The organism is Hymenobacter sp. BRD67, from assembly GCF_013256425.1.
In the GTDB taxonomy this organism is placed as follows: Bacteria; Bacteroidota; Bacteroidia; order Cytophagales; family Hymenobacteraceae; genus Hymenobacter.
Genome location: NZ_CP053904.1, coordinates 669,209 through 686,921 on the forward strand (window position 1 = coordinate 669,209; position 17,713 = coordinate 686,921).

Consider the following 17,713-nt stretch of genomic DNA (forward strand, 5'->3'; position numbering starts at 1 on the left):
GGCTAGTAAGGCAGCAGCATTTTCCAACCTGATAACTCCGCTGTTTAGCCCTGTTAATCAGCCGCCGACGTACTTCCAGCTTTAAAACCCGTACCTTGGTGTATTGTGGGGCCTGGGGCACGTAAGTTTACGGTAGGTAGTAGGCAAGCCTACTACTATAGCGGGCCAAGGTGTTTACATTCAATTCTTTCACCCTTTACCTTTTCACTCATGGATGACCTGTTTAAGAAATTCATCAACACCGGCGTCGGGTTTCTCTCGCAGGGCAACAAGGCCGTGCAAACGGCCATCGAAAAGCTGGTAAAGGAGAGCAAGCTTTCGGAGCAGGAAGGTAAAAAAATAATGGAAGACCTGCTGAAAAGCGGCGAAACCAAGCGCACGGACCTCGAAAAGCAGTTCAAGAGCCTCACCGACGGCCTGCGCGAGCGCGTAGGCCTGGGAGCCGACGACAAAAAAGCCGCGCCGGCCAGCAAAGCCAAAACTACCGCTAAGCCAGCCGCCAAAGCGTCAGCTACCAAAGCGCCCGCCGCTAAAAAGCCAGCTGCCAGTCCCGCTGCCAAAGCAGCCGGCACTACCAAAAAAGCCGCCGATAAAGTGAGCGCCGCCGCCAGTAAGGCGCAGCACTCGGCCGCGGCCAAAGCCGGTGCGCCCAAAAAAGCCCCCGTGCTGTCGGCCAACGATAGCGGCGAAGCGCTTGATACCAACTAAAGCGGTTTCGGAATCAGGATAAGGCTGGTTAAGTAGCGCGGACTTTTAGTCCGCGAGTGCTCAGCATAGCAACGCGCGGACTAAAAGTCCGCGCTACCGTACAGCGACTCCGAAACCGCGCTAAGCTGTTGCTTGGTGTAAGTAAAAAACGAAAGCGCCCCGTAACGCATAGTTACGGGGCGCTTTTCTGGTTGCTAAGTGCCTGGCAGCGTTAGGCCTTGGCGTAAGTTACTTCCTTCACCGCCTTCAGAATACGGGCTACATTGGGCAGCGACGCTTCGATGAGGGTAGGCGCGTAGGGCAGCGGCACGTCGGCGCAGGTGATGCGGATAACCGGGGCATCGAGGTAGTCAAATGCGCGGCGCTGCACCATGTAGGCCAGCTCGCCCGAGATGCTGGCCAGCGGCCAGGCTTCCTCAATCACCACCAGGCGATTGGTTTTCTTAACCGAGTTGATGAGCGTATCGTAGTCGATGGGGCGTACCGAGCGCAGGTCGATTACCTCGGCCGAGATGCCTTCCTTGGCCAGCTCATCGGCGGCGGTGTAGAGCAGCTTCATCATTTTGCCGAAGCTCACCAGCGTAACGTCCTTGCCTTCGCGCACCACGTTGGCCTTGCCGATTTCAAGGATGTATTCTTCTTCGGGCACCTCGCCCTTGTCGCCGTACATCAGCTCCGACTCCATGAAAATAACGGGGTCGGGGTCGCGGATGGCGGCTTTCATCAGCCCTTCGCGTCGTAGGGGTTCGACGGCACCACCACTTTCAGGCCGGGGCAGTTGGCGTACCAGTTCTCAAAATTCTGGGAGTGCTGGCTGCTGAGCATCCCGGCATTGCCGGTAGGCCCGCGGAATACAATGGGGCAGGAATACTGCCCGCCCGACATGGAATAGATTTTAGCGGCTGAGTTAATTACCTGGTCAATAGCCACCAACGAGAAATTGAAGGTCATAAACTCGATAATCGGCTTGAGGCCGTTGGCCGCCGCGCCCACGCCAATGCCGGCAAAGCCCAGCTCGGCAATCGGGGTATCAATCACGCGCTCCGGCCCAAACTCATCGAGCATTCCCTGGCTCACCTTGTAGGCGCCGTTGTACTCGGCCACTTCCTCGCCCATCAGAAAAACCGACGGGTCGCGGCGCATTTCTTCGCTCATGGCCTCACGCAGGGCCTCACGGAATTGAATGGTACGCATCAATAGACTAGCAAAAGCCGGCACACGGCCGGTACGCAAAGCTACGATAGGGAAGCAAGAATTGGGAATCGATGACTATAAAACCTCTGTCGTTGCGAGCCTGCGAGGCAATCGTATCAGAACGAAATCGTTCGGGTATCGTGCCGGTGCGATTGCTGCGCAGGCTCGCAATGACAGACGGGGCTAGCAACAAGTATAGATACTCGTTCTACTTCAGCGCTTCCCGAAAGGCCTTGCCCTGGGCATAGTCCTGAAACTCCAGGTCTTCTACGGCCTGGGTGGCGAGGTCGCGGTTGAGGTGGATGGCTTTGCGCAGCTCATCGGCCATGGCGGGCTCGTCGTGGCGGCGGGCGGCCGCTACGGCCAGGCCATAGTGCGGAGCGGCGGCCTGCGGGCGCAGGTCGAGCGCCAGCTGATACTGCGCAGCGGCGGCATCGTAGGCCCCGCGCTGCACGAGCAGCAGGCCCTGGTTCATGTAGTTCTGGTAGCTGGGGCCGGCCAGGCGCAGGCTGGTGAGTGCCTGGTCGGGCTGGCCCACCTGAATTTCCAGCGCGGCCTTGTCGGAAAATACCTTGCGTAATATATTGCGGGCGCCACCCAGCTTAATAGCATAGTCGTAGTCCTGCAAGGCTTCCAGGCGCTCCTGGGCGTGGTGGTGGGCCGAGGCCGCGCGGTAAAACAGCTCGGCCGTGGGATGGCGGTGGGCCGCCAGCGTAAAGTTGACGGCTGCCCGGTGGTAGTAGTTTTGCTGTACCCGCAACGATATTTCCTTTTCGGCCCGCAGGGCCAGCACCGTGCCCAGGTTATAGAATGCCTCCCAGCGCGCCGTGCTGGCCGCCGCCAACTCGTAAATGCGCTGCTTCTCGGCCAGCAGCGGCGTAAGCGTGGCCGAGTAGCGCAGCTCCTCGGGCGTGAGGGCGTCGATGTCGGCTTCTTTTTCGAGAATTTTCTTGCTCAGGATATATACCTCCGAATCATAGCGCGGCGGCGCGGTATACGTGACGGCCACGGTGCCCCAGCGCAGCACCGGATATATATAATCTTCCAGATAATCGAAGTAACTGAGCTTATGCAGCGCTTTTTCCTTCTGGGCAAAGGTGCCGTGCGTGTCGTTGATGATGCTCACTATTGAATCCTGCTGGGCGGGCTTCAGCACCGAGTTCTGCACCTGGTTGAGCAGCAGCTCCCAGCTATTGCGGTAGGCCAGGGTGTCGAAGGTAATATCCTCTACCTTATTCAGATACGAAAAGCCTTTCACGCGCTGCTTGTAATAGTAAAGCAGCATTTTTACGCGCTTGCTGGCCAGCTGCGGCTTGTGTGCATCGAGCGAATCGGGCGAGTGGCCGGCCGCGATGAGCACCCGCTGGGTATGCTGATTCTGGTCAATCAGGTCTTCGAGGGCCGCGATATTGGTGCCCAGGTGCGAGCGGATAAACCACTGGCCCTGGTCGAAATACAGCGGTAAAATACGGGTGCCGCTCATTGTATTAGTGGCGTGCTCGGGCAGCAGCGCCAGCAGCGTGTCTTCCAGCACCACGCGGCGGGCCGGGTCGGCAATACCGCGGGCCACCAGCGTTTCAGTTTTGGCAGCCAGCACCTTGCCGCGGGGCTTTAGCTCGCGCACCTGGCCCCTGGCCAGCAGCTGGCCCGGCGAGCGGCCTGGGGTGTTGGCAATGGTGAAGCGGCGCCGGCTCACAAGGCGGCCCTTCACCGAGTCGTCGTAGGTAAACTCGCCCTGGGCAAAGGAGAGCCGGCCCAAGGTATCGAGGCGCAGGTTGTGGTCGTAGCGATACGTAAGCAACACCTCGTACACGGCGCCTTTACGCAGGTGGCGGCCGGCCACGCGGGCAGTAGCTTCAAAGGGTACCGACTCGCCCACGGCCGTGAGCGGCGCCGGCTCTACCGTCACGCGGCGGCCAGCTTCGGCCTGCTGCAGCATCTTGGGCAGCGGTGAACAGCTCGTAAGCAGCAGTGCCAGCAGCAGGCCCGGCCGGCAGAGCTTAGTAAGTGAAAATAAATGCAAATCGAATAAAATTGACGACAGCCAGGGGAGCCAGGCAGCAACCCGGTTCGCGCCTTAACGTAAGAAATAGCTTAACGTTTGCTGCCGGTTGGGTTGTATCTTAGCCCGGCAAAGTTGCATCGCGCCGCTTAAAACTTCTTCTATGCACCGCCTTACCGACTTTATCGAATCGCAGTCCTTCGGGCTGTGCTCGGCGCTGGGGCAGCGCTGGGGCTTTAGTACGCGCAGCATCCGGCTGTCGTTTGTGTACGCTTCGTTCTTCACATTTGGCTCGCCCATCGTGCTATACTTCGCCGGGGTATTCTGGATGAATATCCGCCGCGCCTGGCGCCAGCAGCGCAGCACGGTGTGGGACCTTTAGCGTTTGATTAATTCCGAAAAGCGCTTTTTGCCCCTGGCAAAATACGCCCATACTATGCTGCCCGCGTAGGTGCCCGCCCGCTGCAGCACCAGCAAGTGCGGCTTGGCCAGCTGCCGTTGCTGCCGCCAATAGCCGAGCTTCTGAAAAAAGTGCCAGTGCGCCCGGCCCACGGCCTGCGCCTCGGGCCAGTTGCGGGCCAGCAGGAAACGCAGGCCGGCTACCCAGTCGAGCAGAAGCCGCAGCGTAAAGGCTTCCGCCAACTCGTTCGGAGCCGCATTTTTATACAGTAGCGCCAAGCCGTTGCGGAAATTGAGGTAGGTTTTGCGCGGGCTCGATTTGGGCAAAGTGCCGCCCCCTACATGGTGCACGCAGGCCCCACCGTGGTACCAGATTTCGTAGCCCGCGTTCTGCGCGCGCCAGCAGAAGTCAATTTCCTCCATGTGGGCAAAAAAGGCAGGCTCCAGGCCGCCCAGCTCGCGCCAGGCGCTGGTGCGCACCAGGCAGCACGCCCCGCTGGCCCAGGCTACCGGGCGCGGGTCGTCGTACTGACCCTGGTCGGTTTCGAGGGTGTCGAAAAGCCGACCCCGGCAAAAGGGATACGCCAGGCGGTCGAGGTAGCCGCCACCACCTCCCGCGTGCTCAAATAAGGTAGGGTCGCTGTAAGCTAGTATTTTAGGCTGCACAGCGGCAATGTGCGGGTTGTGTTGCAGCAACTCGCGCAGGGGCGGCAGCCAGCCGGGCTGCACGGCCACGTCGGAGTTGAGCAGCACAAAAAATGGGCTGTCGAGCTGGGCCAGTGCCTGGTTGTAGCCTTCGCAAAAGCCCAGGTTCTCTGCAAAAAGTAGCAGCTCGACCTGCGGAAAGCCGTGACGCAGCAGTGGCACGGAGTCGTCGGTCGAGGCATTATCGGCTACTACCACGCGCGCCCCAGCCGCGTGAGCCAGCACACCGGGGAGAAATTGCCGCAAAAAATGCTCGCCATTGTAATTCAGGATTACAATGGCGACATCAGTACAGGTTGAAGGAGGAGTCAAGGCGTTTGGGTTAGCTTCAGCGCCCCAAACTTATGCGCCAAAGCTGCCAAGGTCGAGGCCGGGGATGTTGGGCATGAGGCCGCTGGTCTGGCGCTGCAGTTCCTGGCGGGCCTGCTCGGCCACGGCTTCGAGGGCTTTGTTTACGGCCGCCACGATAAGGTCGGGCAGCATGTCGCGGTCCTCGGGCGTGAGCAGCGAGGGGTCAATTTCGAGCTTAGTAAGAGTCCGGTGGCCATTGGCCGTAGCTTTTACCAGGCCGCCGCCGGCCTCGCCGGTAGCCGTAAGATGCTGAAGCTGAGCCTGGGCCGACTGCATCTTATCTTGCAGCTCTTTTACCTTGCCCATCATGCCCATCATGTCGAATGCCATATATATTGAATCTGTAGTTCTGGAGAGCCGGAACGGTGGAAGTAGTAGGTAGTTGCAAAGGCATCCGCAGCATTCTACGGGCCTTTGATAAGGGCAACCCAGCGGCGCAAATTTAGTTCAAACCTGCTTCGCGGGCTTGCGGCAGCTGGCTTAGGACGCTGGTTGGTATGAAACGTATACTATGTATGAAAAAATTAATAAATATTAAAAATATACAATATTTTAAATTGCAAAGCCTGCCTTCGGGTAGAAGGCAGGCTTATGACAGATACGAGCTAAACGTGAATTACTTGCGCCGCTGGCGCAGCTTACGCAGGCCGTAGGCTACGCTGCCGGCCAGCAGCAGCGAAGCGCCGCCATCGAGGGGCACAGCGGTGGGGTCGGTAGGTGCGGGGCCACCCGAGCCGGGCGCTTGGGCTAGCGCCTGCTGGGCCGCGCCGGTACCAAGTAGCAGGGCAGCCGCAGCTGCAAATTGACGAGTAAGCGTACAGAAGCTCATAAGCGGCAGGAGATAAATCTGAAGAGTAATAGGCTGACTAATAAAGTGGCTGGCCTGAATAAGCCAGCCACTTTACTACTGCTAGGGTTTGTGTACGCGTGGTGATTGCGCGATGTTGCCCCAAATTTTCCCGCGTTAGCTTACGTGCGCCAAGGCGGCTTGCAGTGCAGCCAGCACCGTTTGCATACCTTGCTCGGGATTGGGCCCCAGGTGAATGTGCAGGGCCCGGCGGTCGTTGTTGCGCAGGGCCTCCAGGTCGCCCTGGGCCTGCGCATTTTCGAAGGTGCCAAAGGTGTAAGTGCGGCCGGGCAGCGGCAAATCCTGCGGGTGGTCGGCGGTGAACTGCACAAACAGGCCGGTATTGGGGCCACCTTTGTGGTATTGGCCGGTAGAGTGCAGGAAGCGCGGCCCATAGCCCGAGGTGGTGGCAATGCGCAGCTTGTCCTGCACCAGGCGGCGGAACTCGGCCAGCTCGGCATTGAGCTTTTCCGATTCGTGGAGGTAGGCTTGCAGGCTCAGGAAGTCGCCGGGCTTGGCTTGCTGGAAAAAAGCGCCTAATACCCCCGCCGCGTCGGAGCCCGTTACGGGGGCGTAGTAGCTTACGCCATCCTGGCTGGCAGCGGGCTGACCGGGGCTGGGCAGCTGGCCTTTCTCGGTCACTACCTTCATCAACGCGTCGGTGGCGGTTTTGGCGGCCTGCACGTTGGGCTGGTCGAAGGGGTTGATGCCGAGCACGATGCCTACCACCGCTACGGCAATTTCCCAGCGATAAAACTCGGAGCCCAGGTCCATGGCTTCTTTCAGGCGGATGATGATGACCGGGTGCCCGGCCTGCTCCAGGGCCTGAAGCTTGTGCAGATTGGGCGTATCGGTAAACTCCTCGTAGCCTACATACACGAATACGCGGTCGGCGCCATATTCCTCCGGGCTGCCCAGCGGCTCGCCGGCTACGGGCAGAATGCCTTTGCCGTGCTTGCCGGTGCTTTCGGCCAGCAGCTGCTCCAGCCACAGGCCCAGGCTGCTCAGGTTATCGGGGTGATGAGCGTGAGCTTGTCGCGCCCCTGCTGGGCCAGCACGCCCAGCGCGGCCCCCAGCGCCAGGCCCGGATTATCGGCCACGGGGCCTTGCGAACCACAGGCGTGCATCATCTCAACGGCTCCGTGCAGCAGGGCACCGATATTGATGCCGTAGCAGGCGGCCGGCACCAGGCCAAAATAGGTAAGCGCCGAAAACCGCCCGCCCACTTCGCTGAAGTTCAGGAAAATATGCCGGTAGCCCTGGGCACGGGCCTGGTCCACAAACTTGGAGCCGGGGTCGGTAATGGCCACGAAGTTCTCCCCGGCCTGCTCGCCTTTAATAGCTTTGAGCTTATCGTAGAAATAGTCGCCGAAGGCCAGCGGCTCGGCCGTGGTGCCCGACTTGCTGGCCACGATAAAGAGCGTGTGGCGCAGCGGCAGCTCCGCTTCGAGGGCAGCTACGGTACCAGGGTCGGTGGTGTCGAGGATGGAAAGCGGCAAATCGCCCGCGCCCCAGTGAAACGAGCTTTTAAACACAATCGGGGCCATGGTGCTGCCGCCCATGCCCATTACCACTACGTGCTGAAAGCCTGCCTGCTTTACCTCGTGTACGAAAGCCTTGATTTCGGCCACGGCCGCCAGCATGGTTTCGGGAGTCCGGAGCCAGCCCATGAAGCTGCGAATGCTCTGCTGAGCCTCGGCGTCCTGGGTCCACAGCGTGGCATCCTTTTGCCAGAAGCGGGTAGTGAAATCGTGCTGGTTGAGCGTAGTAATTTCAGCCTCAACGGCGGGCTGGTACTGGCCCAGGTGGTAGGTGGCGGAAAAATGGGTGTCTGGCATGTGGAAGGTGTTGGTTAATTGGCGGTTGTTGGTTGTAAGAGGGAAGGCCAGCCAAAGCGTACTAAACACCTAGCTTATCAACCAACTGCGAAAAGGTTATTTCAAGATAGTAACTGTGCCGGTCTGGCTGAAATTCTGGCCGGTTTCCTCCCGCATGGTGAAGCGCCATACGTAAGCTCCGTTTACCGGGGCGTGGCCCTGGATGGTACCGTCCCAGGTTTGGCTGCGGTCGGTGGCCCGAAAAACTTCCTGGCCATTGCGGTCAACTACTACGAAAGTAAAGCTGGTTAGGTAACGGCCTTTCAGCTCCAGCACGTCATTCAGACCATCACCGTTGGGCGTGAAGGCGTTGGGCACTACCACGCGCGGCTGCCGGGCCAGGCTGGCTACGTTGGAGTAGCTGACCGTGCCAGCCGGCAGCCCCGCCCCGCTGGCCTCGATGCGGTAGCGCAGCACCTGGCGGTCGGTGGGCGGGGCCGGGTCGAGGTAGCTGAGCGCGGTGGTAGGGGCCGAAGTGGCCAGCACCGTGCCATCGGCAGCCACAGAGATAACCCGGTAGCTCACGCCAGCTGCTGGGCTGCCGGGCCCGCGAAAGGCCGTCCAGCTCAGGCGGGCGGTAAGGCCCTCGGGGTCGACGGCGGCTACCGTGAGCAGGCTCGGACAGGTAGGCGGGCTGGTCGGCGAAGTATTGCCGCACACGTCGAGCAGGCGGGCCGTGTAGCAGGGCGGCGTGGCGAGCAGGTCGGCCAGGGCGGCAGGGTCGTGCAGGGTATCGGTGGCGGTGGGCACAGGACCAAAGTCGGTAGCGGCCGGGCCTCCCTGACGGCTGTAAAGTATCTGGCCGCCGGTGGGGAGCGCGCCTCCACCGGGCAGTGAGGCAGTCAGCACCAAGCGGTTGGACAAGTCGAAGCTGGCGTTGAGCAGCGGCGCGGGTGGAGCCAGGGTAGAGCGGGTTTGCACCGGCACGTCGTTAGAAACCGATTGACTGCTCCTGGCTACAATGGCTTGCAGTTCATAGGTATAGCTGGTGCCGCAGGTAACGGCGGCATCCACGTAGCTGGTGGCCGAGGCAGCCAGCGTCGTCAGGGGCTTGCCGTCGCGAAGTAGCGTGTAGGTATCTACCGGGCCGGCCGTCTGCCAGGTCAGCGTGTTGACATTATTCAGTGAAGCTCCGCTGAGGACGATGGTCGGCACCGGGGCCGAAAAAGCCGAATCGGTATGACATACGTCGCGCCGCCGCAGGCGATACACGCCGGCCGTAGCTCCGGTAAGAGCGAGGCTGCCCGCGCCGGCCGATAGCATTGCCAGCTGCTTAAAGCTGCCTGAGCTACCGGCCGCAGCCTGTTCGAGGCTGTATTCATAGGGAGCCAGCAAGCCACTGAATGCGAGCTGAATGCTACCCGGCAAACTGCCCGTGATGGTAAGGCGGCTCAGCACTAGGGCGGGTAGGGAAGCGGGCAGCGCCGGTACCACCTGGCTCACGCTGGCTTCGCACAGGCCCGTAGCCAGGAAGCTGCCCGTTACGGTAACCGTGCTGCCGGGCGCCGCGGGCAGAAAAATCTGCCGACCCGAATACAAGGGGCCGATACGCGGGCCATTATTGACCTGCGCAAAATACTGGTCAAAATAATGGTCACCAATAATGAGTAACGCTGTATTATTTACGCAGGGCAGCAGGCTGTATATAATGGGAGGTACGGGATTATACACCGTAAAATTGCGCGCATACACCGTGCCGGTGCCACCATTGAGCGTGGGGTTAGTAAGTTCCGATACCGTAACAAAGCTGCTCGGCACGGGGTGTAGGTGTTATTGGGCAGCTTGCCCGGCACAAAATCGCAGTTAGGCGGAGTGGTGAAAGTGCCGCCGCTGGTCAGCGCGGCGTTGTAGTACAGGAGATTGGGCGATACCGTGCGCCCGCAAGCCGGTTCAAACCGAACGGGCCGGCCCACGCAAAAGGCCTGTACTTCCTGGCCCGTTGCTACGTCGATGGCGATAAAGGGAGCCGGGCAGCCCGGCAGTGGTGGACTGATAATGCACTGCGCCAGCGCCGGCGTAGTGGCGCTAAAAAGAAGTATGCCCAGTAGCAGAGCCGGCAGCAGCTGCCGCAGCAAGAAAATAAAAAGCGGTTTCATGCCCACGGTAACGGCGTTTTTATACCCAATCGTGCTCGCGCACGAAGCGGGCCGCGCGGTGTAGGTCGGGGTAGAGAATCCGGTCGCGCGGGACGAAGGTAACCACCTCGCGGAAGGCGGCGGCTACGGCTTCCAGCGCCGGACTACTACGGTAGGGCCGGCGTAGGTCGAGGGCCTGCACGGCGGTCAGCAGCTCGATGCCCAGGATTTGCTCTACGTTCTCGACCACGCGGCGGGCCTTGGTAACTGCGTTGGCGCCCATGCTCACGTGGTCTTCCTGGCCGTTACTGCTCGTGATGCTATCGGCGCTGGCGGGCGTGCACAGCTGCTTGTTCTGGCTCACAATGCCGGCGGCGGTGTACTGCGGAATCATCAGGCCCGAGTTCAGCCCCGGCTCGGCCACCAGAAAGGCGGGCAGGCCGCGCTGCCCCGATATAAGCTGGTAGGTGCGCCGCTCCGAGATGCTGCCCAGCTCGGCCACGGCCAGGGCCAGGTGGTCGAGGGCCAGCGCCAGCGGCTGCCCGTGAAAGTTACCGCCGCTCAGAACCAGGTCTTCTTCGGGGAAGATGTTGGGATTGTCGGTAACTGAATTACATTCAATTTCTACTATATTTCCGATGTAAGCCACGGCATCGCGGCTGGCTCCGTGCACCTGCGGCTGGCAGCGAAAAGAATACGGGTCTTGCAGCGCGTAGCGGTCGCGGGCCTGCAATTCGGAGCCGGCCAGCAGCTGGCGCAGGCGCTCGGCCACCCGCACCTGCCCGGCGTGCGGCCGCACGCGGTGCAGCGGCTCGGCAAAAGGCTGGGCGTGCGCCCCAAAAGCCTCTACAGACAGCGCCCCAATAACGTCGACGGCGTTGAGCAGGCGCTGGGTACGCTCCAGCGCCTCGGTGGCGTAGGCCAGCATAAACTGGGTGCCGTTGAGCAGTGCCAGGCCTTCTTTGGCTTGCAGCGGCAAGGGTTCCCAGCCAAACAGGCTGAGAACATCGCTGGCCGCCAGGCGATAGCCCTGGTAGTTTACTTCGCCAAGGCCCAGCAGCGGCAGGCATAGGTGAGCGAGCGGGGCCAGGTCGCCGCTGGCGCCCAGGCTGCCCTGTTCATACACCACCGGCCACACATCGCGGTTGAAAAAGTCGAGCAGGCGCTTAACCGTGGCCACTTGCACGCCGCTGTGGCCGTAGCTCAGGCTCTGGGCTTTGAGCAGCAGCATGCGCCGTACGAGGTCGGCGGGTACTTCGGGGCCGCTGCCGCAGGCGTGCGACATCACTAAGTTTACTTGCAGCTGGGCCCGCGCTTCGGCCGGAATACTGACATTATAGAGCGAGCCAAAGCCGGTATTGATGCCGTAGATGGGCTGGTCGGGCGCGGCGGCCAGGCGCTGATGCAAATAATCGTAGCAGGCCTGAATCCGGGTTTCCGCCTCGGCGGGCAGGTGCAAGGCGTCGCGGCTTTGCAGGGCAGCAGCCAGCTCGGGCAGGGTAAGGGGTGGATGGGGGAGAGCAGAGGCATAGGCTGCAAAAGTAGGCGCTTCGATTGCGGCCCTGGGCTGCCCGGCTCGGCTACTGCGGCAGCTGGGCCAAGCAGCTGGCAAATTCCGTAGCGATAATGCGCTGGCCCGTAAGGTCATTACTAGCGTCGGAAGTCATCTGCGGCCGGGGCAGGAGGTCAGGATTGACGGTGCGCATCCCAATGCCAGCCTTATTCACCAGCAAGTCTAGACTGCCCCAGTGCGTGCGCACCTAGGCTACGGCTTCGGCAATGGAAGCCTTGCTACGCACAGCTAACCAGTGAAAAAGGCCCTGGCTAAGGTGCCACTACCAGGCGCTGCTGCTGGGGAGCCGCGCTGCCACCTTCCCAGCGCAGTAGGTAAAGGCCCGCGCCGAGGCTACTCAGGTCGAGCGCGGTTTCAGTGGCCCCAAGTGTAGCGGTACGGCACTGGTGGCCAGTGGTATCGTACACAGCTACGGTGCGGTAGGCCCCCGCAGTGGGTAGCTGCACCCGGCCTGTAGTAGGGTTAGGGTATACCCCTGAAACCACTGATTGCACGGCCGTGTAGGTAGGTAAGGCCGCTCCGGCAAACCGCTGGAGAGTGCCGCTATAGCTCTGGCTCACCCAGGCCTGGCCGGCACTATTGGCAACGATGCTGCCGAGAGCCGTGGTGCCGCCCAGATCCTGCCAGGTTTGACCGTCGTCGGCGCTACGGGCGGTGCCGTTGGTATCGTTGGGGTTGTCCAGGTTACTGCCTACGCTGAGGTAAGTGCCGGGTGTACCGGGCACCGCTACAAGCGCCCGCAGGCGCCGTGGGCCGGTGGGGCTGCTCAGAGTCCAGGTGAGGCCGCCATCCACAGTGCGGTAGAGCAAGTGGGCTACGCTGGTACCCATTGCTAGACCATGCTGACCATCGCGGAAGCTCACTTGGGTTAAGGGCTCGGGCGTGCTGGCACTAGTCCAGGTCAGGCCCGCATTAGCTGTAAGCAGGAGCTGGCCTTTCGTAGTGGCTACCCACAGGTTGTTGCCCAGCAGGGTGCAGGCGCTAGGCTGGGCGTCGGCTGCGAGAGCGGGCGCGCTGGTTACTAGCTGCCAGCTCTGGCCCCCATCGGTAGAGCGGTAGATTGGCCAGCTGGTAGCCCCGGCCGATACATTGTCAATTGCCACGCCCACGGTAGGGCTGAAAAAACGGATAAAGTCTACGGTGCCTGGTATTTGGGTAGGAGCCACAGCAAAGCCGCCAGGTCCGGTAGTCGTTACGCGCAGCCGAGTGGCCCCGGTGAAATCCGTAATCAGCCAAGCTCGTTGGGCATCAAACGCCCAAAAATCAACGGCACCGGCTATAATAGCCGGTTGCCAGGTGGTGCCATTGTCGGCCGAAACGTCGGCCTGCGTCCTTGTACTGCCCATGCCCAAGGATCCTATTCGCACCGCCCACACCGTAGCAGAGGTAGGTAGCTGTAGCAGCACTTGCGGGGTGTAGGTAGCGGGTGGCTGCGGCGTACTGGTCAGCGAGACCCACGGGCCATTAACGGTATTTTGGGCTAGCGCTGGGGCGGCAATTAGGAGGCCAAGTAGCCAGCCGGAAACAAGAGGTACGGATGGTTTCATAAAGCGTTCAAATATCCATCTAATATTGAAATTAGCAATGTCTTATGGGAGAAAAGACATTGGCAGTAATATGTATGAAAGCTATTATAAATTAAATTTTAATTAAGTCGTTAAGGCGGCTACCACTTCGCTCAACGCCAGCGTCTTTTCTTCGCCGGTTTTCATGATTTTAATCTTGGCCACGCCGGCGGCCAGCTCCTCGGGGCCCAGCACCAGCACCAGCGGAATGCCTTTGGCATCGGCGTATTTAAACTGCTTTTGCAGCTTGCCGGCATCGGGATATAGCTCGGCCGGAATGCCGGCGGCGCGCAGCTCAGCCAGCAGCGGCAGGGCGGCCCGGCCGGCCTCCGTGCTGAAGTGCGTGAGCAGCACCCTCGTGGGCGTTTCGCCGGTTTCGGTAAACAGATTCAGGCTTTCGAGGCAGTCGTAGAGCCTGTCGACGCCAAAGGAGAAGCCCACGCCCGACACGCCCGGCAGGCCAAACGCGCCGGTGAGGTTGTCGTAGCGTCCGCCGCCGCTCACGCTGCCCATCGCCACGTTGTTGATTTTTACTTCAAAGATGCAGCCCGTGTAGTAGCTCAGGCCACGGGCCAGGGTGGGGTCAAACTCCAGGCGGTCGAACTGCCGAAAGCCGCTGGCTTGCAGCAGGTCGCGCACCTCAGCCAGCTCGTTGAGGCCCCGGTAAAAGGTAGCATCATCGTCGTCTTCGCTGGTGGCGGTAGGGCGCAGGCCGTCGGGCTCCACGCCGGCCGTGACAAAGCCGGCCAGCAGGCGCTCCAGCTTCTCGGCATAGTCGCCTTCCACGCTTAGCAGGGCGAAAAGGGTGTCGATAGTGGGCTCCGAAAAGCCTTTTTCCAGCAATTCCTTGCTCACGCCGTCGCGCTCGATTTTATCGAGCTTGTCGATGGCTACAAACAAATCCGCTTCCTTGCCCTCGCCGCCCAAAGCCTGGTAAATGTTGCGCAGCACGCCCCGGTGGTTGATTTTAATTGTAAAATCTTCCAGCCCTAAGCCATTCAGCACCTGGGCCATCATCAGCACTATTTCGGCTTCGCAGAGCAGCGAGTCGGTACCTACCACGTCGGCATCGCATTGGTAAAACTCGCGGTAGCGGCCGCGCTGGGGGCGGTCGGCGCGCCACACGGGCTGCATCTGGTAGCGTTTGAAGGGGAAGGTGAGCGTGCCCCGGTTCATGGCCACGTAGCGGGCAAAGGGCACGGTGAGGTCGTAGCGCAGGCCCTTCTCGGCAATTTTGGGCAGCACTGCCCTGGGGCCGGCTTCGAGGTCGGCGGCCGTGACCAGCGGCGTGATTTCGCCCCGGCGCTCTTTCACCAGAAAGTTGCCCGAGTTCAGTACTTTAAACAATAGCTGGTCGCCCTCGTCGCCGTATTTGCCGGTGAGCACCGACAGGTTTTCCAGGGTCGGGGTTTCGAGCGGGGCGTAGCCAAACGTTTCGAACGTGCGCCGGATGACGTTGAAAATGTGCTGGCGGCGGGCCACCTGGGCCGGCCCAAAATCGCGGGTGCCTTGCGGAATGCTGGGTTTTTCCATTACCCCACAAAGGTAGCTTGGCCAGCCAGCAATGACTGTCGAGGCAAGCGCTACGTATGTGGGGCACTCCTTTAACTTTCTTTCCTACGATGCTCCGTCTCTACGCCTGCCTGGCGCTGGTGCTGACCCTGGCCGCCCCGGCGGCCGCCCAAAATGCCAAGCTGCTGAACGATACGCTGACCAATAAGCGGCAGTTCAACCTGTTTCACCCCACGCCCCGCGCCGTGATGCGGCCCATGGTGCCCGACCGCCCCGGCATTACCGAAAGCCCCTATTCGGTTGATGCCGGACACTTGCAGTACGAGTCCGATGTGCTGCGCCTGCTCACCCGGCGCGAGGGCACCACGTATGGCCACGACTGGTACGGCAACCACTTTCTGGCAAAAGTGGGCCTCACCGACCGCACCGATTTTCAGGTGGCCCTCGATATGTATACTGATACCCGCAACTACGATTCGGCCGACCCTACTGCCACGGTAGAGGCGCGCGGCGTGGGCGATATCACCCTGCGCGTGAAGCAAACCCTGGTAGGAGATGACGACAGCCGCTGGGCCCTGGGCCTCATTGGCTACGTGCAGCTGCCTACCGGCGGCCTGGTGGGCGATGGCGGCTACGAGCCCGGCCTGACGATGCCCGCGGTTTTTCAATGCACCCAAAAATGGAGCGTGGGCGGCCAGGTGGCGGCCCATCTCTACTACGACCGCTCAGTGAGCCAGCACTATGTGCAGCTTACCCCCACACTCACCACCGACTACCAGTTTACGAAAGTATTCCAATCCTTTGTGGAACTGGTGGGGTACTGGGACTTACGACAGGCCGCCTGGCGCAGCTCCATCAACGTAGGGCCGCAGCTCGACATCTCGGACAATGTGCAGCTTGATTTTGGGACCCACCTGCCCATTACGCATTCTGTAGACAGGGAATATTTTCTGGGCATCAGCTTCAGAAGGTAAGCGCTGGCTAGCTGGCCGGGGCACCAAAAAGCCCCGCTACCTTGCTGGTAGCGGGGCTTTCCTAGGGGCGGGTTAGCCGGCCGTATTGGGCACAAAAAGCAAGCTAAAGCTTACGCTGCCCGCTCTACGGCTTGGCCGAATCGACGACTACGCGGGCATCGCGCTGGGCCAGGGCCCAGGCGGTGTGAAACACGAGCTGGTCGCGGCGGGCCATGGCCGGGAAATCGATTTTATCCACGTCGTCGGTTTCCTTGTGGTAGTCGGCGTGCAGGCCGCTGGTGTAAAAAATTACCGGCACCTTGTGCTTGGCAAAGTTGTAATGGTCTGAGCGGTAATAAATGTGCTCCGGGTCGGCGGGGTCGTTGTATTTATAGTCGAGGGCCACCGGGTTGTACTGCTGGTTGGTAGCCTCGCTGAGCGTATGCAACTCCGACGACAGCTTGTCGTCGCCCACCAGGTACACGTAGTCGCCCTTGCCCTCATGCTCCTTATCCACGCGGCCCACCATGTCGATGTTGAGGTCGGTAACCGTGTTTTCGAGCGGAAAAATGGGGTGGTCGGTGTAGTACTGCGACCCGAGCAGGCCCTCTTCCTCGCCCACGTTGGCCAGGAACAAGAGGCTGCGGCGCGGGCCGTGGCCATCTTTTTTGGCCTGCGTAAAGGCGCGGGCCATAGCCAGCACGCTCACAGTGCCCGAGCCATCGTCGTCGGCACCGTTGAAGACCACGCCGTTCTTGATGCCCAGGTGGTCGTAGTGTGCCGAAATGACCACGATTTCATCTTTCTTATCGCTGCCTTCGAGGTAGCCCAGCACGTTTTCGGTGGTGAAGGGCACGCGCTTTTTCACCGCGTGCACGGTGGCCGTGACGGGCTTGAAGGGCGAGGCTACGGGCTGGCCGGCGGCGGCTACGCTTTGCCCGTACTTGGCCAGGCCAGCGGGCGTGGTGCCGAGCAGCGCCGCACCCAGCTCGGGCGATACCACGAACAGGTTCTGACCCCGCGGGGGCTTGGCATCGGCAAACTCCATCTGCTCCTCCCCAAAAATCTGGCTCATCAGCTTCGGCACTTCGGCAAAGGCGGCGGCCGTGGGCTCAATCATAAACACGGAGGCCGGCTGTGCCGTGCGCAGGCTGGGAACACGGCCCATCAGCTCGCCCATGCCGGGCGTGCCGTAGGGGCTGGGCTCGTCGCCCTTGGCCAGCAGGGGCTTGCCGGCTTTAGTAAGCGGCTCGCCCAGCAGCATCACCAGGTCTTTGCCCTTAAGATTGCCGGCAGCGGCATAGTCGGAGTAGCCTTCGGCCCCGATGCCGTAGCCCACGAACGTGGGCGTGACCGGCGCGGCCGTGGCATACTTGCCATCTGCCAGGGCATAAAAATCCTTGCCCAGCACGTAGGTTTTACCCTTGATAACTACCGAAGTCGCCGGGTCCACACTCACCCGGTTCATAGTAAAATGTTGAATATAGGGGTTGTCCGAGTCTTTGACCGGGCCGGCCAGCCCATCGGCCGCAAAGGCTTTGGCGATGTAGTCGGCGGCCATTTTCTGGCCCTTGGCGCCGGTTTCGCGGCCCTCATAAGCATCGGAGGCCAGCACCGAGAGGTCGGCTTTCAGCGCATCGGGCGTGATGGTGGCGGCGTAGGGCAGGCTCCAGTCGGTGGGGGTGGCATCGGCGGTAGCCGGCGCATCGGCCGGGGCGGCGTTGCGGCCAGGCTTGGTCTTGATTTTAACCTTGCCCGACGCGGGTGCAGGTACCGTAGGCTGGGCCAGGACAGCCGTAGAGAGGCCGAGCGCGGCCGCCAGCAAAAAGTGTTTTCGCATGAGAAAAGAAGGTAGTGTGAGAAAAAAAAGTAGGGGTGCTAAGGTAAAGCCGCCCGGCTGGGCAGCGCTTGCTCATTGAAGGAAACAACGCGTCCCCGCTGCCGCGACGAAG

15 protein-coding genes and 1 pseudogene are annotated in these 17,713 nt (G+C 61.0%); 3 read left to right on the forward strand and 13 right to left on the reverse strand.

Going from position 1 to position 17,713, the window contains the following annotated elements; all coding sequences use genetic code 11:
- Positions 1-210: 210 nt before the first annotated feature.
- Entirely contained in the window at positions 211-708 is a 498-nt protein-coding gene (locus GKZ67_RS22390) for a phasin family protein (protein ID WP_217278674.1), read from the forward strand.
- Positions 709-919: 211 nt separating this feature from the next.
- On the opposite strand, the pseudogene GKZ67_RS03050 reads toward GKZ67_RS22390, so the two are convergent.
- Together GKZ67_RS03050 and GKZ67_RS03055 are read right to left on the reverse strand one after the other, a co-directional pair.
- Positions 920-1,902 (reverse strand): annotated as a pseudogene (locus GKZ67_RS03050) (pyruvate dehydrogenase complex E1 component subunit beta).
- A 208-nt stretch (positions 1,903-2,110) separates the two neighbouring features.
- Positions 2,111-3,925: a tetratricopeptide repeat protein gene (locus GKZ67_RS03055; RefSeq protein ID WP_173241090.1), complete on the reverse strand. Its 1,815-nt coding sequence runs from the start codon at positions 3,923-3,925 to the stop codon at positions 2,111-2,113.
- Positions 3,926-4,067: 142 nt separating this feature from the next.
- On the opposite strand from GKZ67_RS03055, the gene GKZ67_RS03060 reads away from it, so the two are divergent.
- Positions 4,068-4,286, forward strand: a complete 219-nt coding sequence (locus GKZ67_RS03060; RefSeq protein ID WP_151087800.1) for a PspC domain-containing protein — start codon at positions 4,068-4,070, stop codon at positions 4,284-4,286.
- Here GKZ67_RS03060 and GKZ67_RS03065 read toward each other — a convergent pair.
- The 10 genes from GKZ67_RS03065 to hisS form a co-directional block, all read right to left on the reverse strand.
- Complete coding sequence (locus GKZ67_RS03065) at positions 4,283-5,254, reverse strand: glycosyltransferase family 2 protein (RefSeq protein ID WP_254245031.1); 972 nt, start codon at positions 5,252-5,254, stop codon at positions 4,283-4,285. The genes GKZ67_RS03060 and GKZ67_RS03065 overlap by 4 nt on opposite strands.
- Positions 5,255-5,350: 96 nt before the next feature.
- A complete protein-coding gene (locus tag GKZ67_RS03070) occupies positions 5,351-5,689 on the reverse strand; it encodes a YbaB/EbfC family nucleoid-associated protein (protein WP_173241091.1) in 339 nt (112 codons plus the stop codon).
- 286 nt (positions 5,690-5,975) lie between these two features.
- Positions 5,976-6,188 (reverse strand): PID-CTERM protein-sorting domain-containing protein, encoded by a 213-nt coding sequence (locus tag GKZ67_RS03075; protein ID WP_173240500.1) that lies wholly within the window; start codon positions 6,186-6,188, stop codon positions 5,976-5,978.
- Positions 6,189-6,323: 135 nt separating this feature from the next.
- The gene (locus GKZ67_RS03080) at positions 6,324-7,085 is read right to left on the reverse strand and encodes a hypothetical protein (RefSeq protein WP_173241092.1); all 762 of its coding nucleotides are present in this window, start codon (positions 7,083-7,085) and stop codon (positions 6,324-6,326) included.
- A gap of 125 nt (positions 7,086-7,210) precedes the next feature.
- A complete protein-coding gene (locus GKZ67_RS03085) occupies positions 7,211-8,044 on the reverse strand; it encodes a hypothetical protein (RefSeq protein ID WP_173241093.1) in 834 nt (277 codons plus the stop codon).
- Positions 8,045-8,140: 96 nt separating this feature from the next.
- Positions 8,141-9,841 (reverse strand): gliding motility-associated C-terminal domain-containing protein, encoded by a 1,701-nt coding sequence (locus GKZ67_RS03090; protein WP_173241094.1) that lies wholly within the window; start codon positions 9,839-9,841, stop codon positions 8,141-8,143.
- A 357-nt stretch (positions 9,842-10,198) separates the two neighbouring features.
- Positions 10,199-11,770, reverse strand: coding sequence for a histidine ammonia-lyase (gene hutH / locus GKZ67_RS03095; RefSeq protein WP_254245032.1), 1,572 nt, complete (start codon positions 11,768-11,770; stop codon positions 10,199-10,201).
- Complete coding sequence (locus GKZ67_RS03100; RefSeq protein ID WP_173240502.1) at positions 11,739-11,918, reverse strand: hypothetical protein; 180 nt, start codon at positions 11,916-11,918, stop codon at positions 11,739-11,741. Before GKZ67_RS03100 ends, hutH begins: the two co-directional genes overlap by 32 nt.
- 64 nt (positions 11,919-11,982) lie before the next feature.
- On the reverse strand, positions 11,983-13,137 hold the full coding sequence (locus GKZ67_RS03105) for a T9SS type A sorting domain-containing protein (RefSeq protein WP_173241096.1): 1,155 nt from the start codon (positions 13,135-13,137) through the stop codon (positions 11,983-11,985).
- Positions 13,138-13,380: 243 nt separating this feature from the next.
- Positions 13,381-14,829: a histidine--tRNA ligase gene (gene hisS / locus GKZ67_RS03110; protein ID WP_173241097.1), complete on the reverse strand. Its 1,449-nt coding sequence runs from the start codon at positions 14,827-14,829 to the stop codon at positions 13,381-13,383.
- A gap of 89 nt (positions 14,830-14,918) precedes the next feature.
- Here hisS and GKZ67_RS03115 point away from each other — a divergent pair, with 89 nt between their 5' ends.
- Positions 14,919-15,782 carry a transporter gene (locus GKZ67_RS03115; protein ID WP_173241098.1) on the forward strand — a complete coding sequence of 288 codons (864 nt, stop codon included), beginning with the start codon at positions 14,919-14,921 and terminating at the stop codon, positions 15,780-15,782.
- A gap of 124 nt (positions 15,783-15,906) precedes the next feature.
- Here the strand turns inward: GKZ67_RS03115 and GKZ67_RS03120 are convergent, their stop codons facing one another.
- Positions 15,907-17,601: a M28 family peptidase gene (locus tag GKZ67_RS03120; RefSeq protein ID WP_173241099.1), complete on the reverse strand. Its 1,695-nt coding sequence runs from the start codon at positions 17,599-17,601 to the stop codon at positions 15,907-15,909.
- Positions 17,602-17,713: the final 112 nt, after the last annotated feature.

Bases quoted from the DNA above. Each gene is read 5' to 3' on its own strand.
- GKZ67_RS22390 (WP_217278674.1), top strand. From the start codon at position 211: ATGGATGACCTGTTTAAGAAATTCATCAACACCGGCGTCGGGTTTCTC.
- GKZ67_RS03060 (WP_151087800.1), top strand. From the start codon at position 4,068: ATGCACCGCCTTACCGACTTTATCGAATCGCAGTCCTTCGGGCTGTGC.
- GKZ67_RS03070 (WP_173241091.1), bottom strand. From the start codon at position 5,689: ATGGCATTCGACATGATGGGCATGATGGGCAAGGTAAAAGAGCTGCAA.
- GKZ67_RS03075 (WP_173240500.1), bottom strand. From the start codon at position 6,188: ATGAGCTTCTGTACGCTTACTCGTCAATTTGCAGCTGCGGCTGCCCTG.
- GKZ67_RS03085 (WP_173241093.1), bottom strand. From the start codon at position 8,044: ATGCCAGACACCCATTTTTCCGCCACCTACCACCTGGGCCAGTACCAG.
- hisS (WP_173241097.1), bottom strand. From the start codon at position 14,829: ATGGAAAAACCCAGCATTCCGCAAGGCACCCGCGATTTTGGGCCGGCC.
- GKZ67_RS03115 (WP_173241098.1), top strand. From the start codon at position 14,919: ATGCTCCGTCTCTACGCCTGCCTGGCGCTGGTGCTGACCCTGGCCGCC.
- GKZ67_RS03120 (WP_173241099.1), bottom strand. From the start codon at position 17,601: ATGCGAAAACACTTTTTGCTGGCGGCCGCGCTCGGCCTCTCTACGGCT.